21 protein-coding genes are annotated in these 24,662 nt (G+C 64.2%); 5 read left to right on the top strand and 16 right to left on the bottom strand.

What is annotated here, in order from left to right; translation table 11 throughout:
- Positions 1-27: 27 nt before the first annotated feature.
- From ACFPB1_RS15935 to ACFPB1_RS15910, 6 genes are all read right to left on the bottom strand, one after another.
- On the bottom strand, positions 28-1,239 hold the full coding sequence (locus ACFPB1_RS15935) for an aminotransferase class I/II-fold pyridoxal phosphate-dependent enzyme (RefSeq protein WP_379227013.1): 1,212 nt from the start codon (positions 1,237-1,239) through the stop codon (positions 28-30).
- A 14-nt stretch (positions 1,240-1,253) separates the two neighbouring features.
- Positions 1,254-1,745: an Lrp/AsnC family transcriptional regulator gene (locus ACFPB1_RS15930; protein WP_379227011.1), complete on the bottom strand. Its 492-nt coding sequence runs from the start codon at positions 1,743-1,745 to the stop codon at positions 1,254-1,256.
- 157 nt (positions 1,746-1,902) lie between these two features.
- The gene (locus ACFPB1_RS15925; protein ID WP_379227009.1) at positions 1,903-2,310 is read right to left on the bottom strand and encodes a spore coat protein; all 408 of its coding nucleotides are present in this window, start codon (positions 2,308-2,310) and stop codon (positions 1,903-1,905) included.
- 36 nt (positions 2,311-2,346) lie between these two features.
- On the bottom strand, positions 2,347-2,571 hold the full coding sequence (locus ACFPB1_RS15920; protein WP_379227007.1) for a hypothetical protein: 225 nt from the start codon (positions 2,569-2,571) through the stop codon (positions 2,347-2,349).
- Positions 2,572-2,684: 113 nt separating this feature from the next.
- Entirely contained in the window at positions 2,685-3,353 is a 669-nt protein-coding gene (locus tag ACFPB1_RS15915) for a DUF2642 domain-containing protein (protein ID WP_379227005.1), read from the bottom strand.
- Between the two features lie 428 nt (positions 3,354-3,781).
- Entirely contained in the window at positions 3,782-4,576 is a 795-nt protein-coding gene (locus ACFPB1_RS15910; RefSeq protein WP_379227003.1) for a hypothetical protein, read from the bottom strand.
- A gap of 302 nt (positions 4,577-4,878) precedes the next feature.
- Here ACFPB1_RS15910 and ACFPB1_RS15905 point away from each other — a divergent pair, with 302 nt between their 5' ends.
- Together ACFPB1_RS15905 and ACFPB1_RS15900 are read left to right on the top strand one after the other, a co-directional pair.
- Entirely contained in the window at positions 4,879-5,316 is a 438-nt protein-coding gene (locus ACFPB1_RS15905; RefSeq protein ID WP_379227001.1) for a hypothetical protein, read from the top strand.
- A gap of 130 nt (positions 5,317-5,446) precedes the next feature.
- Complete coding sequence (locus tag ACFPB1_RS15900) at positions 5,447-6,523, top strand: CotH kinase family protein (protein ID WP_379226999.1); 1,077 nt, start codon at positions 5,447-5,449, stop codon at positions 6,521-6,523.
- A 60-nt stretch (positions 6,524-6,583) separates the two neighbouring features.
- On the opposite strand, the gene cysK is transcribed toward ACFPB1_RS15900, so the two are convergent.
- The 5 genes from cysK to ACFPB1_RS15875 form a co-directional block, all read right to left on the bottom strand.
- Complete coding sequence (gene cysK / locus ACFPB1_RS15895) at positions 6,584-7,501, bottom strand: cysteine synthase A (RefSeq protein ID WP_379226997.1); 918 nt, start codon at positions 7,499-7,501, stop codon at positions 6,584-6,586.
- Positions 7,502-7,538: 37 nt separating this feature from the next.
- Entirely contained in the window at positions 7,539-8,864 is a 1,326-nt protein-coding gene (locus ACFPB1_RS15890; RefSeq protein WP_379226995.1) for an MFS transporter, read from the bottom strand.
- A gap of 120 nt (positions 8,865-8,984) precedes the next feature.
- Entirely contained in the window at positions 8,985-9,557 is a 573-nt protein-coding gene (locus ACFPB1_RS15885) for a hypothetical protein (protein WP_379226993.1), read from the bottom strand.
- A gap of 157 nt (positions 9,558-9,714) precedes the next feature.
- Positions 9,715-10,134, bottom strand: a complete 420-nt coding sequence (locus ACFPB1_RS15880) for a DUF350 domain-containing protein (RefSeq protein WP_379226991.1) — start codon at positions 10,132-10,134, stop codon at positions 9,715-9,717.
- An 18-nt stretch (positions 10,135-10,152) separates the two neighbouring features.
- Positions 10,153-12,513, bottom strand: coding sequence for an endonuclease MutS2 (locus tag ACFPB1_RS15875; RefSeq protein ID WP_379226989.1), 2,361 nt, complete (start codon positions 12,511-12,513; stop codon positions 10,153-10,155).
- Between the two features lie 222 nt (positions 12,514-12,735).
- Here ACFPB1_RS15875 and ACFPB1_RS15870 point away from each other — a divergent pair, with 222 nt between their 5' ends.
- From ACFPB1_RS15870 to ACFPB1_RS15860, 3 genes are all read left to right on the top strand, one after another.
- Positions 12,736-13,098, top strand: a complete 363-nt coding sequence (locus ACFPB1_RS15870; protein WP_379226987.1) for a phage holin family protein — start codon at positions 12,736-12,738, stop codon at positions 13,096-13,098.
- Between the two features lie 93 nt (positions 13,099-13,191).
- Positions 13,192-13,590, top strand: coding sequence for a cupredoxin domain-containing protein (locus ACFPB1_RS15865; RefSeq protein WP_379226985.1), 399 nt, complete (start codon positions 13,192-13,194; stop codon positions 13,588-13,590).
- A 247-nt stretch (positions 13,591-13,837) separates the two neighbouring features.
- Positions 13,838-14,524, top strand: coding sequence for an SDR family NAD(P)-dependent oxidoreductase (locus tag ACFPB1_RS15860; protein WP_379226983.1), 687 nt, complete (start codon positions 13,838-13,840; stop codon positions 14,522-14,524).
- Positions 14,525-14,699: 175 nt separating this feature from the next.
- On the opposite strand, the gene ACFPB1_RS15855 is transcribed toward ACFPB1_RS15860, so the two are convergent.
- The 5 genes from ACFPB1_RS15855 to ACFPB1_RS15835 all read right to left on the bottom strand — a co-directional run bounded on the left by ACFPB1_RS15855 (position 14,700) and on the right by ACFPB1_RS15835 (position 24,662).
- Positions 14,700-18,923 carry a hypothetical protein gene (locus tag ACFPB1_RS15855; protein WP_379226981.1) on the bottom strand — a complete coding sequence of 1,408 codons (4,224 nt, stop codon included), beginning with the start codon at positions 18,921-18,923 and terminating at the stop codon, positions 14,700-14,702.
- A 304-nt stretch (positions 18,924-19,227) separates the two neighbouring features.
- Complete coding sequence (pheT, locus tag ACFPB1_RS15850; RefSeq protein ID WP_379226978.1) at positions 19,228-21,672, bottom strand: phenylalanine--tRNA ligase subunit beta; 2,445 nt, start codon at positions 21,670-21,672, stop codon at positions 19,228-19,230.
- Between the two features lie 16 nt (positions 21,673-21,688).
- On the bottom strand, positions 21,689-22,720 hold the full coding sequence (gene pheS, locus ACFPB1_RS15845) for a phenylalanine--tRNA ligase subunit alpha (protein ID WP_379226976.1): 1,032 nt from the start codon (positions 22,718-22,720) through the stop codon (positions 21,689-21,691).
- Between the two features lie 403 nt (positions 22,721-23,123).
- A complete protein-coding gene (locus tag ACFPB1_RS15840; protein ID WP_379226974.1) occupies positions 23,124-23,771 on the bottom strand; it encodes a YcnI family protein in 648 nt (215 codons plus the stop codon).
- Between the two features lie 171 nt (positions 23,772-23,942).
- Positions 23,943-24,662, bottom strand: coding sequence for a response regulator (locus tag ACFPB1_RS15835; protein ID WP_379226972.1), 720 nt, complete (start codon positions 24,660-24,662; stop codon positions 23,943-23,945).

The following is a 24,662-nucleotide window of genomic DNA, read 5'->3' as shown; positions in this document are numbered from 1 at the left end:
AAAGTCTGGAAATCAAGAAGATTCCTATTATTCGCCCTTCAGCTTGCGGACGTACGTGCCGATGCGCTCGATCGCCTCCGTAATGAGGCTGACGGACGTCGCGTATGAGCAGCGCAGATGGCCCTCGCCGCCTAGTCCGAACACGTCGCCGGGGACGGCCGCGACCTTCTGGTCCTGGAGCAGCCCCGTCGCGAATTCCTCCGATGTCATGCCGAGTCCCGCGATGGACGGGAACGCGTAGAAGGCGCCCTGCGGCTCGTGGCAGTCCAGGCCGATCTCGCGGAAGCCCTTCACGACGATCCGCCGGCGTTGATTGTACGACTCCACCATCCGGTCCTTCTCTTCCATGCCGCCTCGGAGCGCTTCGAGTGCCGCCACCTGCGCCATGTTCGACGCGCACATAACCGTATACTGATGAATCTTCAGCATCGCGGCGATGAGCTCCGGATGGCCGCAAGCATACCCGATCCGCCAGCCGGTCATCGCGAACGCCTTGGAGAAGCCGCTGACCAGAATCGTCCGGTCGCGCATGCCGGGCATCGCGGCGAAGCTGACGTGCTTCGTGCCGTACGTCAGCTCCGCGTAGATCTCGTCGGAGATGACGATCAGGTCATGCTCTTCGACGACCTTGGCGATCGGCAGCCAGTCCTCGCGCGTCATGATGCCGCCGGTCGGATTGCTCGGGTAGCACAGGATGAGCACCTTGGACTTCGGCGTGATCGCCGCGCGCAGCGACTCCGCCGTCAGCTTGAACTGGTCCTTCGCGAACGTCTCGACGCCGACCGGCACGCCGCCGCTCAGCGCCGTGATCGGCGAATACGAGATGTAGCAGGGCTCCGGCACGAGAATCTCGTCGCCCGGGGCGATCAGCGTCCGCAGCGCCAGATCGATCGCCTCGCTGCCCCCGACCGTCACGAGCACTTCATTGCCCGGATCGTACGCAACCTCGTACTGCCGTTGCAGGTAATGCGCGATCTCCTCGCGCAGCTCCGGCGTGCCGGCGTTGGACGTATACTGCGTCTTGCCCATCTCCAGCGCGTACACGCACGCTTCCCGCACGTGCCAAGGCGTCACGAAGTCGGGCTCGCCGACGCCGAGCGTGATGATATCCTTGCGTCCGGCCGCCAAATCGAAAAACCGCCGGATGCCCGAAGGCTTGATCGCTCTCACCTGCGGAGACAAATAGTCCTCCATCGAAGCTCGCCGGGGCTTGCTCTGCCGTTTCTCGTCGATAATCATCCGGCCTTCACCCCTCACGGCGAGACGAGAAGACGGTGATCGTCCTCATGCTCTTCGAATATGATGCCGTCCTGCTTGTATTTTTTGAGAATGAAGAACGTTTTGGTCGACAGCACGGCGTCGATCGGGGACAGCTTGTTGGAGACGAAGGACGCCACGTCCTTCAGCGTCTTGCCTTGCACCTCGACGAGCAGGTCGTACGCCCCCGACATCAAATAAACCGATTTCACCTCGGGATATAAATAAATCCGTTCCGCGATGCCCTCGAAGCCGCGGCCGCGTTCCGGCGTGATCTGAACCTCGATGAGCGCCGTCACCTTCTCGTCTTCCACCTTGCTCCAGTTGACGACGGTCGCGTATTTGACGATGATATGATCCTGCTCCATTTCCGCAATGGCCGCCTTCACTTCGTCCACGGACGCGTCGATCATCGTCGCGATCAGGTCCGCGGAGCGCCTTGCGTCTTCCTTCAGCAGTTCAAGTATCTGCCTCTTCCGTTCATTCATCGTCAAACCCTCCTGATCTTAGCTATAAAAACTATATTACAACGAATCCAAGCTTCCTGCAAAGCGGAAAAGGGCGCGGGCTCGCCTCTTTCCGGGCTTTCGGCGGCGGGCGGCCGCGGCATGAAAAAAGACCCCGAAGGGTCTTTTGGGCGGCCGGCTACATGTAAGGCTGACCTTGCTGCTGCTGCTGGTACTGCATGTTCTGCGGCTGATGCATGTGCTGCTGGAAGCCCATGCCGTTCTGGCCGTATCCGTGCCGCTGCAGAAACTGCTGCGTCTGCTGCGCCGTCTGCTGGTTCTGGTTCAGCTGCTTGTCGACTTCCTGACGAAGCGCCGGCGACGCGACGCTGTACATATTGTTCTGCTCCATGATCTGGTACAGGTGACCCTGCATTTGCAGTGTGCTGTTCAGCAGGTTCGTGAACAGCTGGCGCACCTGCGGGCAGCTCGACTCGGTCGTCGCCGTCGCGTATTCGCCGCACACCCGCTTGAGGTCCGCCAAGACCGTATACGCCAAATCCTCGTCGGACAGCATTGGATGGGCTTGTCCTTGTTGTTGGTGCATATCGTGCATCCTCCCGATTGTTAGTAGGGCTGGCCGTCAGTGCGACTGCGGCTGCGTAGGGGCGAGCTGCTGGTGCTGTCCGATCGACTGGAGCAGCATTTGGGTATGCTGCTGATGCGTCTGAATCATTTGCATGCTCGCCTGTTTCAGTGCGGCACTGCCGGCGGAAGCCATCATGACCGCGTTTTGCTTGATGAGCAAATCTTCGTTCGACAGGGAATCCACCATATATTCCAGCTCTTTGGACGTGAGCGCCTTCATTGAGGCAATCCCTCCTTTTTCCATGGATTTTAATCCTCAGGTAGTATGTCCGGCGCCGCGCGATCCTATGTAACGCTTCTTCCCCGGAGGGAAGAAAACGATGCCTTGCGGTCTTACGGGAGATGGACCGTCTTCACGTGGTCGAAGTGCAGATAGACAGAATTGCCGCCCGCGGTCGACAGCTCGATGATGTTTTGGTCGATGCTTTTAAGCACGCCGATTTTGTTCGGATTCTCGCCGAGATCCAGGATGACGAATTCCCCGATCAGCTTGCGCAGCTGCTGGTCGAACGTGCGGGCGAGCGTGATCGGCGACGGCTTCAGCGGGAACTGTTCGGGCGTGAGCGTGTAGGGCGTGACGTTCGGGTTGTACGGGATCAAGTATTTCAGGTGCTGGAGCGACACGATCACCGAATGATACACGGGCGAGTAAAATACGAAGAAATCATTCATGACGCTCGTCAAGTAGCCGTGAATGGACTGGTTGCCCGTAATGTAAATCTCGGAAAACATGCCCTTCGCGTTCATGAGCACCTTGCGGTAGGAAATGAGATCGTTCTGCGCCTCGAAGGGCAGGTCCGGTACTTCGATTTCTTGTGTATCGGCGGCTTTGGACATGCGGAGCTGCTGCACGTGGATGAGCGGAATGTAAAGGAACTGCGTGCCGTTATGAATAACGAGTATGTCTTGGCCCATATCGATCAGCTTGCCTTGTATCGTAATCGACTTTCCGGAAATATCCAGTTCGACGTAACGGTCCAACAAAGGGTGACGATGTTTCAACGAAATCGACCTCCTTTCATCCGGTTATTTGCGTTCAGCATCGCAAGACTGAGCAGACTGGCCAGCTGCATGGCAGGAGAAAAGAAGGAGGCGGTCAGCGGCCGTCCCGGCCGTCGATAACATATACGCTGTTCATGAAGGTTTGACATGATCGCCGGCAGCCCGCCGAAGTTGCGCAATCACATAGATACCGAACGCAAACAAGAGGATATGCCAGGGAGTCTTCGCCTTTCGGTCTCCCGCTATGAAGCGGTTCGCGGCCGTGCGGCCCGCCGATGAGGGCCGCGCCGGTCGCGCAAATCCAGTCAGCCGGCACCCCGGGGCCGGATCCGTTTACGAACCCGGCCCGGGCGCGCCGGAAGCGGAAGCCGCGCGCGCCGCCGCTTCGCGCAAGGCGCGGGCGGGACGCTTCGCGGCTGCCGTCCGTCTTACTTACTGCGGCGCAAAGAACCGGAGCGGAGGCTCGACGTTTTGCCGCTTTTCTTGCTCGTGCTGCCGCTGCGGCTGCTGCGGTTGTTGGCTTCGCCGGACGTGGCGTTGGTCTTGCCGGATTTGTTGCTGCTATTTTTGTCGGATTTGTTGTTATTGTCGGATTTGTTTTTGTTGTCGCCGCTGCTTCCTTTGCTTCCTTGGCTGCCGCGGCTTGCATAGATGCCGGCCGTTTTAACCGTTTTGATGTGCTGCAGCGGAACTTGCACCAGCTCCGGACCGACGACGAGCAGCAGGGCGTTGTTGCCGACATCGGAAATGAAGCCTTCGATTTTTTCCGGGCCGCCCCAGTTGATTTGGACGAATTTCTGTCTCAGCGCACGCAGGACGCCGACGAAGCTGCCGGCCATGATGTATGGGCGCGAGCCGCCGCGGGAGCCGTGGGAGCCTTTGGTGCCGCCCGGAAGATCCGTCACGCTCTTCACGTGGGTAGTGTTGACGTAGACGAGGCCGCCCGAGGCTTTCAGTACGAGGTAGCCGGATTGCACGCCGAGCAGCTTGCCTTGGAGCGATTCCGGACCGCCGCGGTTGATGCGGACATTCATGCCGACTTGGTTGGATAAGAAGTTGCCGCCGCTGCGTTGGCTCTTGTGATCCTTGTGGCCGCAGCAGTTGTTGCCCATGCCCATACCCATGCCTTGGTTGCCGAGCATGCCGTACGGTTTGTAGCTGATCGCTTCGTTAACCATGTTGCCCATGTGACCCATGAAACCCATGTTACCCCAGTAATTCATACCAAAATCCCTCCGCATAAATAGATTCTAACCTGCCCCATGAGAGACCAAAGGGTGCAAACACGATCCGATACCTGCTTACGAAATAACGGTTCATTTTACTCGCTTCGGCATTCATCCCTCCATTGCTTGCCCCTGTGAAATCTATCATGGGAGACAATTTATAATGCATATATATGTATCCTGTATCCATAGGGTACTAGATTGATATCTATTTCTTCCAAGTTTGGTCGATAACCCGGAGCGATTGATAGATTCGCAACATAGCCTGTATTAACTCTATGAAAAGGAGATGGCGCAGCATGGCAGTGCAAAAGAAGCGTGCCAGCAAGAGCGGTCGAAACGGCAACCAAGGCAACCAAGGCACGAAAGACAAGCAAGGTTCGAAAGACAAGCAAGGTTCGAAAGACAAGCAAGATTCGAAAGACAAGCAAGGTTCGAAAGGCACCCGCGGCGAAGGTACGCAAGGCGAAGGTACGCAAGGTGAAGGTAAGCGCGGCTCCAAGGGCACGCGCGGCGAAGGCACGCGCGGCGAGGGTACGCGCGGCGAAGGCACGCGCGGCGAAGGCACGCGCGGCGAGGGTACGCAAGGTGAAGGTAAGCGCGGTTCCAAGGGCACGCGCGGCGAGGGTACGCAAGGCGAAGGTAAGCGCGGTTCCAAGGGCACGCGCGGCGAGGGAACGCAAGGCGAAGGTACGCGCGGCGAAAGCAAGCGCCGTTCCCAAGGCTCCCGCGGGTAACTCCCGCGGCGACGGCCGCAGCCGGGGCGGCAAATAAGGAGTGACCGATAGACGTTCGCCCGCATAGTGTAAATAAGCTGAAGCCTATCGAATGCGATAGGCTTTATCTTTTGCCTAAGGAGATGGTCGAATGTCCGGGGAAGGGCTGCCTACTCGCAAAATCACGATTGACGAAGCCGACTTGCGGCGTCTTCAGGCGGATGTCTGGAGCAATGAATTCGCGCCGGTGAAGCTGGAGATGGACGGCGTGACGATGGATGCGCAGCTGCGTTTTCGGGGAGGCCACACGCGGAGCTATCCGAAGAAATCCTACGAGATCCATTACGGCGCGAGCGGCATCCTGCACTGGAACGCCGAGTTCGACGATCCGTCCATGATCCGCAACGCGCTGTCGTTTCATTTCTTCAATATGATGGGACTGCCGGCACCGCGCACGCAGCATATGTGGCTGGAGTGGAACGGCTATCCGCACGGCGTCTACCTGGAGATCGAATCGGTGGACCGGACGTTCTTCCGCAAGCGGAAGCTGGGCTCCCGCGCGCTCGTGTACGCGGTCAACGACAAAGCCAACTTCAGCCTGCTCGACCCCGACTCGGACGCCGTCAAGGCATCGCTGCTCGACGGCTACCGCGTCATGCACGGGAACGTCGCGCGGACGGAGAAGCGGCTCGCCCGCTTCGTGCGCGGCATCAACCGGCTTCCGCGGCGGTCGCTGAAGACGTTCCTGGCCAAGCGGCTGGACGTGACCGTCTATTTGAAATGGCTCGCCGGCGCCGTGCTGACGGGGAATTACGACGGCTTCGACCAGAACTACGCGCTCTACGAACATGCTTCGACGGGGAAATACCGGATCATTCCGTGGGATTACGAGGGGACCTGGGGACGGAACTGCTACGGCCGGCTGTGCGGCAGCGACCTCGTGGACGTGAAGGGCTACAACGCGCTGACGCGCAAGGTGCTGTCGTACAAAGCTTGCCGCATCGCCTATCGGAAACTATTAAGGAAGCTGCTCGAAACGAAATTCACGCAGAGCGCCATCGAACCGGTGATCGAGCGAATGTACGAGCAACTCACGCCCGCCATCCGAGACGATTTCACGCGAAAATGGCCCTTCCGCTCGTTCGAGGAGGAGCCGGAATTGTTTCGCAGCTACATCGAAGAGCGCAGGGCCATCATATACGAGGCGTTGAACACATGGAAGAATTGAACGAGGGCGAGCGGCACGGAGCGTCAGCAGCCGGCGCCTATCGGCCGTACGGCACGGGGGTTAAAACAACCCCATGCTCAAATACCGCTCGCCGCTGTCCGGCGCGATGCACAGCACGCGGCCGTCCGGTCCGATTCGGCGCGCCTGCGCGAGGGCGGCCCAGACGGCCGCGCCGGACGACGGCCCGAGCAGCAGTCCTTCTTCCCGGGCGAGCCGGCGCATCGTCCCGACCGCGTCGTCGTCGGCGACCTGCACGATCTCGTCGTACACGGACGTATTCAAGATGCGCGGGACGAAGCCTGGGCTCGTGCCGACCAGCTTATGCGGCCCCGGCTTGCCGCCGGACAAGACGGGCGAGCCCTGCGGCTCCACGACCGCGACGTATAAGCCCGGCAGGGCCGCCTTGAGCGTCTCGCCCGTGCCCGTGATGGTGCCGCCAGTGCCGGCGGTCGCGACGAAGACGTCCAGCCGGCCGCCCGTCTGGCGGAGAATCTCCTGCGCCGTCGTGACCCGGTGAATGTCGGGATTCGCCGCGTTCTCGAATTGGTTCGGGATGTAGCTGCCCGGCCGTTCCGCCTGCAGCTCCAGCGCCCGCTTGATCGCGCCCGGCATCCGCTCCGCCGCCGGCGTCAGCACGACATCGGCGCCGTACGCCTTCAGCAGGCCGATCCGCTCCTTCGTCATGTTGTCGGGCATGACCAGAATGAGCTTGTAGCCCTTCGCCGCCGCGTTCATCGCAAGCCCGATGCCGGTGTTGCCGCTCGTCGGCTCGATGATGGTCGCCCCGGGCTTCAATATTCCCTGCCGTTCGGCGGCCGCGATGAGCGCGAACGCCGCGCGGTCCTTCACGCTGCCGCTCGGATTGAAGCGTTCCAGCTTCACGAGCACCTCCGCGGCGCCTTGTTCCCTCATCCGCCGCAAGGCCACGACGGGCGTTTCCCCGATCAGCTCCGTCACGTCGTTTACGATCCGAGGCATCGTATTCCCCTCCTTGAAATCCATCCTCACGAACACCTCATGAGGAGGCGTCGTTTCTCCCCGCGATGACCTTCCCGAGCAGCCCGCGCATCAGCCACCAGCCCAAGATCGGAAAAGCCCCGACCGCCAGCATGAGCCCCGGTACGACGTAATCGGACCGGTCGATGTACGGCAGGACGAGCAAATACGCGGTGACCCCGATGATCCGGCCTACGGTCAGGCCGGCCTCGCGCAGAATGACGAACTCCTCGCGCTGCCGCGCGCTGGCTTCCGAGCTTCCGATCAGATCGAACACCGTCGAGGTCATCGGCAAAATATAGAGCGGCATGAACAGCGCGGTGCCGATGCCGAAGATCAGCAGCGTCCGGTACGACAGCGGCCAGAACAGCGTCGCGATGGTCGCCGTCACCGCGAGCGCCCCGATCAGCATGGCGGCGCGCCGGCGTTCCGGCTTGAGCATCCGCCCGATCGCCCAGAAGCTGACGAGCGCCACGAGCGATGTGATGAGCGAGAAGTTGCCGAGTTTGCCTTCGTTCTTCGTCGCCAGGAAGACCAGCAGGCCGATGAAGAACATGTAGACGCCCTCGCGCACGCCCTGGCAGACGATCGCCGGGAAGGCGAACCGCCACGCATTGCCCCGTTCGCGAAGCTGGCGAATGCCGTGCAGCCATTCGTACGTGCCGGAAGACTTCCGCTTCTTCAGCCAGAAGCTGAGCACGACGCCCACGGCGAAGACGATCGCGGACACCGTGAAAATAATATGATACCCGCGTTCCCCTTGGTTGATCGTAATGAGCCACCCCGAGATCCAGGGCGCCACGATGCCCGCCCCCGAACCGAGCAGACCCGCCCAGCCGTTGAACCGGTCGCGGTTGCCAGGCTCCGTCACTTCGAAGTAGACGACGTTGAACGCGAGCCAGAAGAAGCCGTTGCCGAGGCCGATCATGGCGCCGAGCGGCACCGCGTATGTCACCGCGGACTTCCCCAGCAGCAGCACGACAAAATAAAACAAGCCCGACAGCGCGACGCCGAGCCGGAGACTGTTCATTTTGTTGTGCTCTTTGACCCATTTCCCCGCTAGCCAAAACGTCAGGCCGCTGACGAGAAACTGCGTCAGGTTGAACCACCCGATGAGGGCGAAGGATTGACTCGTCTTCCACAAGTAGATCGGCAGGAACGTCCCCGACAGCGCGTTCGCCGTGCCAAGCAGCGCTTGCACGGCCAAGAGCAGCACGCCCTGGCCGTCCAGCGCGCGGCTCGCGTCATTCCGCTTGCCTCCGCCGTCGTTCGATACGGTCCGTAGGCCGCTTTCGCGCTTGCCCGCGAACCAGCGCGACTGCACGCTATGTTTTCCTTGCTCCAAGCAGCATCCCTCCTGCTTGCTGCATCGCTGCAGCTAACTAGGCGTAAGATACCCCCAAGCCAAAGGTGCCATGCCCCGCGCGTGCCGTTTCCCTAAACTTGCCAAAGGCCGGATCGCCGCTTACGACTGCTCGCCGCCTTCGTCGGATGCCTCCGTCAGCAGGAAGACGAGACGCTCTTGATCCTGCACCGACAGCCGGTTTTCCGTATGGAAGCACGACGGGCATACGTACATCGCGAGCGCGAACGGCGTTGCCACGACCGGCGCGCCGAGCGCGGCCGGGATTCTGGCCTTGAACGCGTCCCCCGTCACGATATGCGTGCCCGCTTCAAGCATCAGCTCGCGGCAGTTCGGGCATTCCGGCGCTTCCAGCTGGTCTTCCAGCATCCGCTCCATCGTGCCGTCCAGGGCGAGACGCTCGCGGTTGTATTCGCGGAAATCGGTCAGGTCCTGATCGGCGCCGTCTCCGCGCCAAGCTTGTCCATCGTCTTCCACTTCCTCTTCCTCATCCGGGCCCTCTTCGCCGGCGTCGTCCAAATCCAGCTGCAGCGTCCGATAGCCGGACAGCTCGTTCTCGCAGTGCGGACAATAGCGCTCGGGTCCGATTTCCTCGTCCCAGACGATCTCCGTCTGGCACCACGGGCAGACGACCGGTCCGTCGTGGTCATGGTTGTGATTGTGTTGGTTGCTCATGAAGCGTCCCCCCGCTCTCATTCGATTGACAAGCTTAGTTCATCAAATATAGTACGCCGATAACGATGAATAACGCGGCAAGCGCAAACAGCGTGCCCCATAGATATTTCATGCCGACCGTTCAGCCTCCCCGTTCATTGCAGCATAGCGCTCGCCGTCACGCGATCGTGGCGCCGATGACGTACGACAGCGAGATCGAGATGATCATGGCGATGAACCCGACCGCGCGGTTGTCGCGCGCGATCTCGTCGTCGATCCGGAACACCGGCGTCAGAAACTCGAACAGGAAATAAGCCGCGAGCAGCAGGGCATAGCCGTACAGCGCCCAAACCATGCTTTGGTACACGGTCTCGTTCGCCTCGATGGAGAAGCGGAACAGGTTGCAGATGCCGAAGATTTTGCCCCCGGTCGCCATCGCGACGGCCAGATTGCCCTTCTTGATTTCCTGCCAGCATTGATAACGGGTGACCAGCTCGAAGATATATAAGAAGATTAACAGCGCGAGCACCGCCACCGATACGTACGCCAGCGATGCCGCGAAGGTGTTGCTCAGCAGCTTGTCGACTTCCTGATCCATCGCGAAGCCCCCATCTCCTTACTTCAATTCGGCGACGGTGACGCCCGCGCCGCCTTCGCCGTACTTGCCCAGACGGTAGCTCTTCACGTGCTTGTGGCGCCGCAGGAAATCGCTGATGCCGCTGCGCAGCACGCCCGTGCCGTGGCCGTGGATGATGTAAACTTGCCCGAAGCCGGCCAGGAACGATTCGTCCAGGAACCGGTCCACCTCCAGTATCGCTTCCTCGAGGTTGGAGCCGCGCAGGTCGAGCTCGGAGCGGACGTTCTCGTCACGGGTCCGCTTCAGGCTGGCCGCCAGCTTCGGCTGCTGCGTCTTCGACTTCTCGGCGCCCTTCACGAGCTCGAGGTCGCTCAGCGCCACCTTCATCTTCAAGATCCCGAGCTGCACCGTCGCTTCGGAGCCGCTCAGCTCCACGACATGGCCGCGCTGGCCGAGGCTGTACACCATGACCTCGTCGCCGCTCTCGATCTTCTGCGGCTTGGCGGTGTTCGGCTTGCCCGCCGCTTTGCGCGCCTCAGGCGTCGCCTCGTCGAGGCGGCGTCTGGCTTCCGTCAGCTTGTGGTCCTTGACCGCCGCGCCTTCCTCCTGAGCCAGCTTGCGGAGATCCGCGATGATCTCTTCCGCCTCGCGCTTGGCGCGAACCAAGACGGCGCGCGCTTCCTCCTGCGCCTTCGCGAGCAGCTTCTCGCGCTGCTCCTCGAAGTGCCGCAGCTCCGCCTCGTGACGGGCCCGCTGCTCCTCGAGCTGCTTGCGCAGCGCTTCGGCGGTTTGGCGCTCGTGCTCGGCGCCGATCCGGTTCTCCTCGAGCGACGCGATCATCGTCTCGACGCGGACGTCTTCCTCGCTTACTTCGCCACGAGCATGCTCGATGATGCCGCGCTGCAGGCCGAGCCGCTCCGCGATCGCGAAGGCGTTGCTTCGGCCGGGCACGCCGACCAGCAGCCGGTACGTTGGGCTCAGCGTCGCGATGTCGAATTCCATGCTCGCATTGATGATGCCCTTGCGGTCGTAGGCGTAGGCCTTCAGCTCGCTGTAGTGCGTCGTCGCCACGATCCGGCAGCCGAGCTTGTGCATATGCTCCAGTATCGCGATGGCGAGCGCCGACCCTTCGGCGGGGTCCGTGCCCGCTCCGAGCTCGTCTAGCAGCACGAGGCTCTTCGGCGTGATCGTGTTCAGGATGCGAATGATGTTGGTCATATGGCTGGAGAACGTACTGAGGTTCTGCTCGATGCTCTGCTCGTCGCCGATGTCGGCGTAGAGCGCATCGAAGACGCACAGCTGGCTGCCTTCCTCGGCCGGCACGAACAGCCCGGACATCGCCATCAGGCTGAGCAGGCCGATCGTCTTCAGCGAGACCGTCTTGCCGCCGGTATTCGGCCCCGTGACGATAATGGCCGTGTACTGGTTGCCGAGCTCCACGTCGATCGGCACGACCTGCTCGCGCGGAATGAGCGGATGGCGTCCGCGGCGCAGCTTCAAGTAGCCGCGGTCGTTCATGCGCGGCATCGAAGCACCCATCACATGGGCGAGGCGCGCTTTCGCGAACGCGAAATCCAGCTTGCCGAGCAGGTCCAGGTCGATCGTCAGGTCGTCAGCGTATTCCGCGGTCAGCCCGGTCAGCTTTTGCAGAATTTTCTCGATTTCCCGCTCCTCCGCGAGGCGCAGTTCGCGCAGCCGGTTGTTCATCACGACGACCGCTTCCGGCTCGATGAAGAGCGTCGCGCCCGAGCCCGACTGGTCGTGAATGATGCCGCCGAAGTTGGAACGGTATTCCTGCTTGACCGGAATGACGTACCGGTCGTTCCGGATAGTGATGATGGCGTCTTGCAGCATCTTCTGCACGGAGGACGAGCGGATCAGGCTCTCGAGCTTCTCTCGGACGCGCGATTCGCCGGAACGGAGCTCCCGGCGGATGCCCGCAAGCTCGACGCTCGCGCTGTCCATCACCTCCGCCTGGTCGTCGATGCATTGGAAGATCGCGTCCTCGAGCGGCTTATGCTCCGTCAGCTGCTCTGCCATGGCGGCCAGCATCGGGATGGGATCGTCGTCGTGCAGCTGCAGCACATGCCGCTTCACGCGGCGTCCGCCCCGCACCGTCTCGGCGATCTCGAGCAGCTCCGCCGGATTCAGCGTGCCGCCGATCTTCGAGCGCATGAGCGACGGCCTGATGTCCGCGACGCCGCCGAACGGCGCGCTTCCCTTCAGGCGGTCCGCCTTGTACGCTTCGTCCGTAACCTGGAGTGCGTGCTTCACGTCGTCCAGCACCGGGCTCGGATGAAGCGCTTCGACCTCGGCTTTGCCGAGCGCCGTCGCCGCATGCTGGCTTAATGTATATACAATTTTCGCGTAATCGAGCGTGTGTAAGATTTTGCTGTCCAAGCGAGCACAACTCCTCTCGTTTCCTATTATAGCCGAAGCGGTCACCGTATGCTACGACCGGGCAATTCCATGCATGGTCCCGATCATTAAGGTAACACTACATGTACACGGGAAGTGTCATGCTTCTTGGTAAACCGGCCGCCGTTTGCCGCTCGAACGAAAGCGGGGGGCGAGCCCCGGCCGGAGCTTGGCCACTATACTTTTCAGGAGGTTGATATCGATATGCATTTTCTTGGTCATGTCGTTCGGTTTATCGTCTCCGCGATCGTCTTGATGATCGTCGGTTACATTGTTCCACAATTCAGCGTCGGCGGATTCTGGAGCGCCCTGCTGCTCGCGCTCGTCATCGCGGCGCTGGGCTGGATCGTGGAAGGCATTTTCGGCAAACGGGTCACGCCGTTCGGCCGGGGCATCGTCGGCTTCATTATGAGCGCGGTCGTCATCTGGGTGGCCCAGTTCATCGTCGGCGGCGTGTCGGTGACGTGGCTGGGCGCCATTCTGGCCGCGCTCGTCATCGGCATCATCGACCTGTTCATCCCGGTCGCGACTCCGTATGAAGCGGGACGGGACAAGGGCCGCGCATAAAACCGGATTCAACAGTTCGTCACAGTAATTTCGTCCCGTTCGCGCTATACTGGAATGGCAGCATTCCAGATTAGGGAAGGGGAGTCACGTTTCGTGAAAAAAGTACTGCTCATGGCCGTCATGCTCGCCGCCGCGATATTCGTTCTGGCCGCCTGCGGGTCGAAGTCCGACACCGGCTCGAACGCCGGCGGCAGCGGCAGCGTCGAGGAGACCGGTACGGCCGCGTCCGCATCCGCGAAAGTCACGATCAAGGCGAAGCGCTACGAATTCGACCAGCCCGAATATACAATCAAGAAGGGCGAACCGACCGAGTTGACGCTCGTGTCCGAAGACGGCGTGCACGGGGTAGAAATTCCCGACCTCGACGTCAAGCTCGATTCCGGCAAGCCGAAGGTCGTCACGATCAACGACGCCGGCACGTACGAGTTCCAATGCGACATTCCTTGCGGCCCCGGCCATGCCAAGATGGTCGCCAAAATCGTCGTGCAATAAGCGGCCGTCAGCCCGGTCCGGCATGCAGTTCATGCCCGGAGCCGGGTTTTTTTTGCCCGCGGAGCTATAGCGATTTCTGATAACGTTCATCAATAACGCTGATGAAGCGGCGTTTCCGAGCCGGAACCGCTCAAATATGGCCTAAACCGCCTGTCCCTCATAAGAAAGTCTGATACCGCGCCTATTCCTCGTGCCGCCGTCGTTTGGTACGATGTCCGCAGACAGAAGAACCGAAGGGGTGGACCTTATGGCAACAGGCAAACTGCAAGGACGGGTCGCGATCATCACGGGAGCGGGCACCGGTCTCGGCCGGGCGGCCGCTCTTGCCTTCGCCGCGGAAGGCGCGCACGTCGCGCTCATTGGCCGGCGGCTCGCCAAGCTCGAAGAGACGGCCGCGGCGATCCGGGCCGCCGGCGGCACCGGCAGAGCCATCGTCATCCAAGCGGACGTCGCGTCGGAACAGGACGTCCGGCATGCCGTCGGCTGGGTCTACGCCCAGCTCGGCACGGTCGACGTGCTTCTGAACAACGCCGCAACGTTCGAGCCCGGAAGCGTGCTGGAGATGGATTTGGAAGAATGGAACCGGCAGCTCGCGACCAATTTGACCGGGCCGTTCCTGATGACGCGCGAGGTGCTGCCGATCATGCGCAGCAGCCGGTACGGACGCATCGTCAACGTGACGTCCGGCCTCGCGGACAACGGCGCGGGCGGATACGCCGCCTACAGCGCCTCCAAGGCCGGTCTGGAATCGCTCACGCGGACGACGGCCGACGAAGAGCAGAGCTACGGCATTCTCGTGAACGCCTTCAATCCCGGGACGATCCGCTCGGAGATGCACGCGACGGGACGGGATCCGCAGCTGGTCGCGCCGGAGCTGGTGCGACTCGCCTCGCTCCCGAATCACGGGCAGACGGGCGGGATCGTCGCCTGCTGACGTCGCGGCGGGACGAAGCCAACCCCAATCGACGGCAAGCGCGCTTCGTCTCGCCGCGGCGTATCGCGTTCGAACATGGCCATCTCGACAAAAAAGGACAGCGTCCGCGAAAGCTCGGCCGGTATCGTAACCAGCCGAACTCGGATGCTGTCCTTTTCTTATGCTGAGCCTTGGTTTAACTGTTCTCGATGAGCTCGATCCAGTCGTTGAACTCGGTCTGCAGCTTCCGGTATTCGGTCGTCAGCTTGCCGTGCTCCACCTTCAGCTGCTCGTGATCGCCGAGGAGCGACTCCTTGTCCTGCACCGCTTCGTTGAGCGCCGCTTCCAGCTCCGCGAGCCGCCCGTCATGCTCCGGGCGCTCCTGCATCCGGAGCGCCCGCTCCTCGACGAGCCTCAGCTGTTCGAGCAGTCCGGCTTCCGACTCCGCGTGCGCCGCGGCTTCGCGCCTGGCCAGCTCGAGCTCCGATTCCGCCGCCCGGGTACGGCGCTCCAGTTCGGCGGCCGCTTCGTCGGCCACCCGTTCGATCTCCGCCATATACTGCCGCGCCTCGCCCATGAGCTCGGCCGCGCGTTCTTCGGCGGCCTCCAGCCGCTCCGCCAGCTCGGCGTTCCGCCCGCGCAATGCCTCGAGCTCCGTCCGGATGCCGTTGCGTTCTTCCAGCAGCTCCAGCTGCAGCTGCCGGTAGTCGTCCGCGCTCGTCCGCGCTTCCCGCAGTTCCGCTTCCAGCTCGCCGACCCGCCGCTCCTGCTCTTCGAGCGCCGCCGCGCGGCGCTGCTCGCTGCGCGCCAGCTGCTCGGCCTGCCGCGACAGCTGCTCGGCGGCGTGCTCCCGCTCGCGCAGCTCCTGCTGCAGCCGTTCGATCGTCTTCCGCTGCGTTTCTTCCTGCTCGGCCGCTTCCGTCAGCAGCAGCTCGCCGCTCTCCTGCGCGTCCGCCAGCTCCTTGCGCAGCCGCTCCAGCTCGGCGCGCGCACCGTCCAGCTGCTCCGCGAGGCGAAGCCGCTCTTCGCCGCGCGCCTCGAGCTCGGCGCGCAGCGCCTGCTCGCGCGCGGCCGCTTCCGCATGCACGGCTTCCAGCAGCACCCGGTGCTCGGCCGCGAGCGCGGCGGCCTCGGCCGTGCCTTCCTCCAGCGCCTCGTCGAGCATCGCCTGCGCGGTCTCACGCTCCCGCGCCAGCTTCGCCTCGGCCGCTGCCCGCTCGTCCTCGAGCGCCGCGCGCAGCAAGGTCAGCTGTTCGCGCAGCGCGGCCTCGGCTTCCGCCGCCAAGTCGGCTTCGCGCTCCGCTTCCCCGCGCAGGCGCTCGGATTCCTCGGCGGCAGCTTCGCGCAGACGCCCGGCTTCCGACGCCGCTTCCGCGCGCGCCTGCTCCAGCTGCGCCAGCAGCCCGGCCCGCGTCTCCGCGAGCTGCTCGGCTGCGGCGGCCGCCGTCGCTTCCTGCAGCGCCCGTTCGCGCCGCACGTCTTCCTCGTACTGCTCCTGCGCCTCGATCAACTCGAGCAGCGCGGCTTCGCGTTCGCGTTCGAGCTCGGCCCGCGCTTCCGCTTGCTGCTGCGCGAGCTGCGCTTCCATCGCCCGGCGATGCTCCGCGAGCTGCAGCTCGTGCGCCTCGCGCAGCTGCGCGGCTTCCCGCGCCGCCTCTTGCCGCAGGCGCTCCAGCTCTACCGCGGCCGCGGCTTCCGCCGCTTCCCGCGCTTCGCGTTCGGCCGCCGCCCGCGCCTCGGCCGCTTGAAGCGCGTCCTCATGCGCCTTGCGCTCTCCGCCCGCGCGCGCCGCGGCGGCGAGCAGCATTTGCTCGTACGCGTCGCGCGCCTCGGCGAGCGCCGCTGCCTGCGCATCGCGATCGGCCGCCGCGCGGGCTTCCGCTTCGCGCAGCGCCTGCTCGTGCGCTTCCAGCGCCTCGAGCTCCGCCAGCTCGCGATCCTCGCGCTCGCGTGCGAGCTCGGCTTCGTGCGCCGCGCGCGTCCGCTCCAGCTCGGCCGCCGCCGCTTCCTGCGCCTCGGCCAGCGCCTTCACGCGCGCTTCGCGCTCCGCCGCCGCGGCCGTTTCCGCTTCGCGCAGCTCCGCCGCGATCGCCTCGCGCTCGGAGGCTGCCTTCGCCTCCACTTCGCGCAGCACCTGCTCGTGCGCCTCCAGCGCCTCGAGCTCCGCCAGCTCGCGGCTGTCGCGCTCACGCGCCAATTCGGCCTCATGCGCCGCGCGCGCCTCGGCCAGCGCCCGCTCAGCCGCCTCGCGCTCCGCTGCCGCCCGCGCTTCCGCCTCGGCCAGCACCCGCTCGGCCGCCTCGCGTTCCGCCACCGTCCGCGCTTCCGCCTCGGCCAGCACCCGCTCGGCTTCCTCGCGTTCCGCCTGCGCCCGCGCTTCCGCCTCGGCCAGCACCCGCTCGGCCGCCTCGCGCTCCGCTGCCGCCCGCGCTTCCGCCTCGCGCAGCACCGCCTCGGCCGCCTCGCGTTCCGCCACCGTCCGCGCTTCCGCCTCGGCCAGCGCCGCCTCGTGCGCCTCTAGCGCCTCCAGCTCCGCCAGCTCGCGGTCCTCGCGCTCCTGCGCGAGCTGCGCGTCCAGCTCCGCGCGCAGCCGCGCCAGCTCGGCCTCTGCCGCTTGACGCGCGCCGGCCAGCTGCGCTTCCAGCGCCTCACGCTGCGCCGTCAGCTCGGCCTCTGCCGCTTGACGCGCGCCGGCCAGCTGCGCTTCCAGCGCCTCGCGCTGCGCCGCCAGCTCCGCCTCATGCGCGCCGCGCAGCCGCGCCAGCTCGGCCTCGCCCGCTTGACGCGCGCCGGCCAGCTGCGCTTCCAGCGCCTCGCGCTGCGCCGCCAGCTCCGCCTCGTCCGCGCCGCGCAGCCGCGCCAGCTCGGCCTCGCCCGCTTCCCGCAGGCCAGCCAGCTCCGCTTCCGCGGCTTCGCGCTCGCGCGCGCGCTCCGCAGCGGCCGCCTCAAGCTCGCCGGCCGCCCGCGCTTCCACCGTCTGCAGCGCTTCCTGCGCCGCATGGGCCGCCAAATCCTGGCGCTCCCATTCCTGCTCCAGCTCCGCGCGGTGCTCGGCTTGCCGCGCTTCCAGCGTCTCGCGCGCTTCGGCCAGCTCGGCCTCCAGCGTCTCGCGAAGCCGCGCCAGCTCCGACTCCGCGGCTTCGCGCGCGCTCGCCAGCGCCGCCTCGGCTTCCGCTTGGGCCTGTGCCAGCTCGCGCTTGCCGGCTTCGCGGACGCCCGCCAGCTCGGCAGCCGCCGCTTCCCGCTCCGCGGCTAGGCGCGCCTCGGCCTCTTGCTTCAGCCGTTCAAGCGCTTCTTCGGCTTCGAGCGACTCCAGCAGCCGGCCTTCGCGCTCTTGCTCCAGCGCCTCCCGCTGCCGCGCCAGCTCGGCTTCGAGCGATTCGCGCAGCGCCTGCAGCTCCGCTTCGAGCTCCGCCCGCGTCCGCGCCAGCTCGGCAGCCGCCGCTTCGAGCTCCGCGGTCAGCGTCTCCTCGGCCTCCAGCCGCGCAAGCGTCAGCGTCTCCTGCCCTTCGCGCACGGTGTCGGCATGCCGTCCTTGCTCGCGCTCCAGTTCCCCGCGCGCGATCGCCAGCTCGGCTTCGAGCGCCTCGCGCACGCGCGCGAGCTCCGCCGCGGCGGCCTCCCGCTCGCCGGCCGCCTTCGCTTCCGCCTCGCGAAGCGCCTCTTCCATCCGGCCCTGCAGCATCGCGCTCAGCCGTTCCAATTCCTCGTGCGCGCTCTCCCGTTCGAGCTCGCGCTCCAGCTCCAGTTCTTCGAGCACGCGGGCGAATTCCGCCTCGGCCGCTTCGCGCCCCGCAGCATGCTCGGCGATCAGCCGCTCTTGCTCTTCCCGCGCGGCCGCGAGCGCAGCCGCATGCGCTTCCTGCGCGCGCTCGAGCTCGTCCTGCGCCGCCAGCATCTCCTGCAGCTGCTGCTCCTCCAGCTCCTTGCGGACCCGCTCCAGCTCGGCGCGCGCGTCCGCTTCCGCCTTTGCATGCTTCGCCTCGGCTTCGCGCAGCGCGGCTTCGAGCTTCTCCTTCAGCTCGGCGCGCGTCCGCTCCTGCTCGGCGCTTGCCCGGCCGCGCTCCGCTTCCAGCGCGGCTTCCGCGTCCAACCGCTCGGCCTCCAGCTGCGCCTGCAGCTCGTCCAGCAGCCGCTTCGCCTGCTCCATCTCGGCCACGGCCGCCCGGCGGCGCTCCTCCGTCTCATGCATGCGCTCGTTCTCGGCGCGCAGGCGGAATACGTCCTCCGCCATTTGCACCGAAGCCAGCATCGCCAGCTTCGGCAGGTCGAGGCGCGGATAGCCTTTCGCCAGCTTATGCAGGTTGTCATCCACGAAAGCGGCGATCCGTTTGATGTAATCCGGATTGTTGTGGCCTGTCAGTTTGAATTGATTACCGTATATATCAACCGTCACACGTGTCCGATCGGCAGCGTTCATGAGGGTAGCCTCCTATTGTTCCGGGTGAACATTTTTTTGCGCGTTCTCGAAGGGCATCCGCCCATTTACCGTCGAACCGGACTTCCGCCTTGGCGGCTTGCCGCCGCATGCCGGAATCCGGCCTCCGCAAACGCTTTCGATACGGCCGATCCAGCCTAGAACCATTCGGCTTTTCACGTTTTATTCCAAAATATAGAAAGAAGTGGCAAACAAGCCTGCATTCTCCCGTCTCCAGAAAAAACAAAGCCGCATCGAATTAGCGTTCGTCCGGAACTAATTCGATGCGGCTCATGGTATCTCCTGCCTATTTACGCAATTCTGCCCCAAAAGATTGTTCCAATTTTGTTACGACCTTGCCGTGCAGCTCCGTCACTTCTTCGTCCGTCAGCGTACGCTCGCCGTGGCGATATACCAGCGACAGCGCGACGCTCTTCTTGTCCTCGCCGAGCTTCTCGCCCGTGTAGATGTCGAAGACGCGGATCGACTCCAGGAGCTCGCCGGCCGTTTCAGCCGCGACCCGCGTCAGCTTGCCGGCTTCCACGCCGCGGTCCAGCACGACGGCGATATCGCGTTCCATCGCCGGGTAGCGCGGCAGCGATTTATAGACGATGTCGAATTTCGCGTGGTCGTAGAGCGGCGCAAGCTCGATCTCGAGCACGTACGTGTCCTCGAGATCCTGCTCGAGCTGCACGGAAGGATGCAGCTGGCCCAGGTAGCCGATCGTGATCGGACCGCGCTCGCCGCGGAAGACGACGGCGGCCGTCCGGCCCGGATGCATGTGCGCCGGCTGCGCAGCTTCGTAGCCGATCGCCCCGCCGACGCCGAGCGCGTCGGCCAGCGATTCGAGGATGCCCTTCGCATCATAGAAGTCGTAGGCCTCCGCCTTGCGGTTCCATTCCGCGCGGACGCGGCTGCCCGTCAGCAGCACGGCCAGGCGATGCTTCTCCTGCGGCAGGCGCGTGAGCGTTTCTTCGTCCGTATGGAAGACGCTGCCGATTTCGAATATCGCGACGTCGTCGTTTTTGCGGTTGCGGTTGTACGCGGCCGTCTCGAGCAGCTGCGGCAGCAGGCTCGTGCGCAGCACGCTGCGGTCCTCGCTCATCGGCAGCGACAAGCGAACCGGGAGCACGCCTTCGCCGCTCAGCGCCGGGAACAGCTTCGTCCTGTCCGGGTGGGTGAACGAATAGCTGATCACCTCGTGCAGGCCGGCGTCGGTCAGCCGCTTGCGCAGCTCGCGGCGGATCGCCTGCGGCTTCGTCAGGGCGCCGGGCGTCGCCGCGCCTTCGATGGCCGTCGTCGGAATATTGTCGTAGCCGAACAGGCGGGCCGCTTCCTCGATCAGGTCGACGTCACGCGTGATGTCGCCGCGGCGGCTCGGCACGTCGACCGTGAACACGCCGTCCGCGGACAATTGGAACGGGAACTGCAGCCGGCTGAAGATCGTCTCCAGCTCCAGCTTCGACAGGCTCGTGCCGAGGTAGCGGTTGATCTTCTCGATCGAGACGGTTACGACGGTCTCCCCGGCAGGCGCTGCGATCTCTTCCACGACGCCTTCCAGCACGTGGCCGCCGGCGTACTGCGCCATCAGCGCGGCCGCCCGGTCGAGCGCCGGCAGGACGCGCGCCGGATCGACGCCTTTCTCGAAGCGAAGGCTCGATTCCGAACGGAGCCCGAGCTGGCGCGACGTCTTGCGGACCGTGCCGCCGTCGAAACGGGCGGATTCCAGCAGGATGTCGACCGTCGACGCCGACACTTCCGAATCCGCGCCGCCCATGACGCCGGCGAGAGCGATCGGCCGCTCGCCGTCCGTGATGACGAGCATTTGCGGCTCGAGCTTCCGCTCCTGGCCGTCCAGCGTCGCCATCGTTTCGCCTTCCCGCGCGAGGCGTACCGTAATGCGGCCGCCGGGAATTTTATCTGCATCGAACGCGTGCAGCGGCTGTCCGTACTCCAGCATGACGTAGTTCGTGATGTCGACGACGTTGCTGATCGGACGGATGCCCGCCGCCATGAGGCGGTTCTGCATCCAGAGCGGCGACGGGCCGATGCTGACGCCCTTGATGTAACGGGCGGCGTAATGCGCGCACTGCTCCTTCGCTTCGATGCGGACCGAGACGCGCGCGGACGCGTGCTCCGCGGAATCGCTCACGCGGTTGTCCGGCAGCTTCACCGCGCGGCCGGTCAGAGCGCCGACCTCGTACGCGACGCCCAGCATGCTGAGGCAGTCCGAACGGTTCGGCGTCAGGTCGAGCTCCAGCACTTGATCGTCGAAGCCGAGCACGTCGAGGATGGACGCGCCGACCGCCGTGCCTTCCGGCAGCACGAGGATGCCTTCCTGCTGCTCCTTCGGCAGCAGCTTGTCGTTCAGGCCGAGCTCTTTCGCGGAGCAGATCATCCCTTGGGATTCCACGCCGCGCAGCTTCGCTTTCTTAATGGCAAAATCGCCCGGCAGCACCGCGCCGATCGTCGCGACCGGCACGAGCTGGCCCGCCGCGACGTTCTTCGCGCCGCAGACGATCTGCAGCGGTTCCGGACCGCCGACGTCGACCGTCGTGACGTTCAGCTTGTCGGCGTCGGGGTGCTTCTCCTTCGTGAGGACGCGGCCGACGACGACGCCGGACACGCCTTTGTTGCGGGATTCGACGACGTCGATCTCGATGCCGCCGCTCGTCATCAGCTCGGCCAGCCGCTCGCCGTCATAACCGTCCAGCTCGATATATTGGCTCAACCATTTATAAGATACGTTCATCGTAGTAGCCTCCTTCTCACATTCGGACAAACTGGCTCAGGAAGCGCAGGTCGTTCGTATAAAAATGACGAATGTCGTCGATGCCGTACTTCAGCAGCGCGATCCGCTCGATGCCCATGCCGAAGGCGAAGCCGCTCATCTCCTGCGGGTCGTAGCCGCCCATCTCCAGGACGCGCGGGTGGACCATGCCGCAGCCGAGAATCTCCAGCCAGCCCGTATGCTTGCACATCCGGCAGCCGTGGCCGCCGCACTGCACGCACGTCACGTCCACTTCCGCGCTCGGTTCCGTGAACGGGAAGAAGCTCGGGCGCAGGCGGATCTGCGTCTGCTTGCCGAACATGAGCTGCACGAACTGCAGCAGCGTCCCCTTCAGGTCGCTCATGCGGATGTTCGGCCCGATGACCAGGCCTTCGACCTGGTTGAACTGGAACGAGTGCGTCGCGTCGTCGTCGTCGCGGCGGTATACCTTACCCGGGCAAATGACCTTGACGGGCTTGCCGTTCATCGCTTTCATCGTGCGTACCTGCACCGGCGACGTGTGCGTGCGCATCAGGATTTCGTCCGTCACGTAGAAGGAGTCCTGCATGTCGCGCGCCGGGTGGTTCTTCGGCAGGTTCAGCGCCTCGAAGTTGAAGAAGTCGGTCTCGACCTCCGGGCCTTCCGCGATCGTGTAGCCCATGCCGATGAACGCGTCCTCGATTTCCTGGGCGACCTTGTTCAGCGGATGCACCGCCCCCGCGCCGAGCTTGCGGCCCGGCAGCGTGACGTCGACCGTCTCCGCGCGGAGGCGGTTCTCCGTCTCGGCCTGCTGGAACGCGGCCTGCTTCGCCTCGATGACCGCTTCGATCGCAGCGCGCACGTCGTTGCCGACCTGCCCGATGACCGGGCGTTCCTCGGCGCTCAGACTTCCCATGCCGCGGAGAATCTCCGTCAGCGCGCCCTTCTTGCCCAAATATTTGACCCGCAGGTCGTTCAGCTGCTGCGGGCCGGCGACGCCCTGCAGCTCCTGCAGCGCCTCGGCGCGCAGTGCTTCCAAACGCTCTTTCATTTCTTCCAGTCCCTTCTCGTGAAAATAAAAAAACGGTCCTCTCTCCCCGTAAGGGACGAAAGAACCGTGTTACCACCCTAATTCAAACCGCCGCGCCGGCATGCTGCCGCCGTATCGCCCGGCGATTCCTCAAGCTCCGGATATCGGCCGGATGACCGGTGCCTCCTACCTCATGCGTCCCAGAGGACGCACCCGTTCAGAAGCCTGCTCGGAAGCGAACTTCGGCAGCCTGATTTCCCGAAGACGCTCTCAATCTGCGGCGTCTCCTCCCTGTTTCGGAAAGCACTGCGTACTCTTCTTCCTCATCGCGTTGACGTATGTTCGTTTTATTATACGAAACTTCGCCGCTTGTTCGCAAGTCCGCCCGGCGCGAAAACCGGCTATTTCCGTCTTTTTTTCGCGTTTATGCCCGTTTCCGGCGAGTCAACGCCGCGATCAGCGCCGCCGCGCCGAGCACGGCCGCCGCAATCGACAGGACGAACGCGGCGTTTTCCTTCGCGCCGCCGCCGCTGCCCGCCGCCGAACCGGCCTCCGGCGAAGCCGCCGGCGCGCCGTGCCCGCCGCCTTCCGCGGCGCCCGCCGCGACCGTTGTCACGGATGCCGGATGATCCGAGCCGTCCGCGCCGACCCATTCCGCCACGGATTTGTCGCTGTACGTCTGATACGCCTTCCATACCAGCTGCGCCGCGTCGTCCGCCACTTTGCCGGAGATGCGGAAGTCCGTGAATTCCGTCTGCGCGAGCCCCGCGCCTTCGGCCGTCCACGTGATCGATTGGACCGCCTTCGTATCCGGCGCGAGCTCCAGCTCGTACTTCCAGCCCGGCTTCGGCTCGACACGGCTGATCGCCACGCCGTCCGGCACCGCCACCTTCACGCTCGTCGTCGTCACGTTCTCGCTTTCGCTCGGCACGCGGACCGAGAATACCTCGTAGCTTCCCTGAGTCGTCTGCTTCGGCTGCACCGTCACGTGCGCGCTCGCCATGGACGCGAACAGGAACAGCGACAGCGCGGCCGCCCCGATCACCGATAATTGCTTCATTTGTTTCAACATCCCGCCGCTTCCTCCCTCGGGCAAATGATCCCCCATCTGCCGTTATCAATAGCTTAACCTAGAGGGAGTATAGCGCAGACCTGCGGCGAAGACATGACTCGAACGGGCTATGCGGATGTTACGAAATCGTGTCCCTTGTCCAGAACGGCGCGCTCCTATGCCGGCCGGCGGCTATTCCTTCACGAGCCCTTTCTCCAGCGCGTACCGCGTCAGCTGGACCCGGTTGTCGAGATGCAGCTTCTGCAAAATGTTCTTCAAGTGGTTCTTGACCGTATGCTCCGAAAGGCCGAACGTTTCGGCGATCTGCCGGTTGGAGCCGCCCGACGCCACCTGCTCGAGAACTTCGCGCTCGCGCTGCGTCAGCGCCGTGCGCGCCCGCTCTTCCGGGGTCTGCCCGGCCGGGGCTCCCTGCCGTCCCGGGCGCCTCGGCGCGCCGGAGCCGCTGCCGCCGTTGAACTCCTGCAGCATGCGGAAGGCCAGCTCCTTGGACAGCGGCGCTTCGTCCAGCGCCACGGCCCGCAAGTATTCCAGCCAAGAGGATGGCGACAGGTTCTTAAGCAAGTAGCCCTGCGCGCCTCGCTTGATCGCCTCGAACAGGTTCGTGATGTCGTCCGACACCGTCACCATGACGATTTTGATTCGGGGGTCGGCGGCCTTGATCCGCTGCGTCGCCTCCATCCCCGACATGACGGGCATGTTGATGTCCATCAGCACGAGGCCGGGCGCCAGCCGGGCCGCCATGGCGACCGCCTGCTCACCGTTCGCCGCCTCGCCGACGATCTCGAATTCCGGCGCGCCGCCGACGATGTCCCGCATGCCTTCCCGGCCGTGGGGATGATCGTCCGCCAGCAGCACCCTGACCTTGCCGTTTCCGATCCGGCTCCCGTCCAT

Source organism: Paenibacillus sp. GCM10023250 (assembly GCF_042653205.1).
In the GTDB taxonomy this organism is placed as follows: Bacteria; Bacillota; Bacilli; order Paenibacillales; family Paenibacillaceae; genus Paenibacillus_Z.
This window is presented reverse-complemented; position numbering and strand designations above follow the sequence as displayed.

Excerpts from the sequence above, each read along its gene's own strand:
- ACFPB1_RS15935 (WP_379227013.1), bottom strand. The coding sequence starts at position 1,239 with ATGATTATCGACGAGAAACGGCAGAGCAAGCCCCGGCGAGCTTCGATG.
- ACFPB1_RS15930 (WP_379227011.1), bottom strand. The coding sequence starts at position 1,745 with ATGAATGAACGGAAGAGGCAGATACTTGAACTGCTGAAGGAAGACGCA.
- ACFPB1_RS15925 (WP_379227009.1), bottom strand. The coding sequence starts at position 2,310 with ATGCACCAACAACAAGGACAAGCCCATCCAATGCTGTCCGACGAGGAT.
- ACFPB1_RS15920 (WP_379227007.1), bottom strand. The coding sequence starts at position 2,571 with ATGAAGGCGCTCACGTCCAAAGAGCTGGAATATATGGTGGATTCCCTG.
- ACFPB1_RS15910 (WP_379227003.1), bottom strand. The coding sequence starts at position 4,576 with ATGAATTACTGGGGTAACATGGGTTTCATGGGTCACATGGGCAACATG.
- ACFPB1_RS15905 (WP_379227001.1), top strand. The coding sequence starts at position 4,879 with ATGGCAGTGCAAAAGAAGCGTGCCAGCAAGAGCGGTCGAAACGGCAAC.
- ACFPB1_RS15900 (WP_379226999.1), top strand. The coding sequence starts at position 5,447 with ATGTCCGGGGAAGGGCTGCCTACTCGCAAAATCACGATTGACGAAGCC.
- cysK (WP_379226997.1), bottom strand. The coding sequence starts at position 7,501 with ATGCCTCGGATCGTAAACGACGTGACGGAGCTGATCGGGGAAACGCCC.
- ACFPB1_RS15885 (WP_379226993.1), bottom strand. The coding sequence starts at position 9,557 with ATGAGCAACCAACACAATCACAACCATGACCACGACGGACCGGTCGTC.
- ACFPB1_RS15880 (WP_379226991.1), bottom strand. The coding sequence starts at position 10,134 with ATGGATCAGGAAGTCGACAAGCTGCTGAGCAACACCTTCGCGGCATCG.
- ACFPB1_RS15870 (WP_379226987.1), top strand. The coding sequence starts at position 12,736 with ATGCATTTTCTTGGTCATGTCGTTCGGTTTATCGTCTCCGCGATCGTC.
- ACFPB1_RS15860 (WP_379226983.1), top strand. The coding sequence starts at position 13,838 with ATGGCAACAGGCAAACTGCAAGGACGGGTCGCGATCATCACGGGAGCG.
- ACFPB1_RS15855 (WP_379226981.1), bottom strand. The coding sequence starts at position 18,923 with ATGAACGCTGCCGATCGGACACGTGTGACGGTTGATATATACGGTAAT.
- pheT (WP_379226978.1), bottom strand. The coding sequence starts at position 21,672 with ATGAACGTATCTTATAAATGGTTGAGCCAATATATCGAGCTGGACGGT.
- pheS (WP_379226976.1), bottom strand. The coding sequence starts at position 22,720 with ATGAAAGAGCGTTTGGAAGCACTGCGCGCCGAGGCGCTGCAGGAGCTG.
- ACFPB1_RS15840 (WP_379226974.1), bottom strand. The coding sequence starts at position 23,771 with ATGTTGAAACAAATGAAGCAATTATCGGTGATCGGGGCGGCCGCGCTG.
- ACFPB1_RS15835 (WP_379226972.1), bottom strand. The coding sequence starts at position 24,662 with ATGGACGGGAGCCGGATCGGAAACGGCAAGGTCAGGGTGCTGCTGGCG.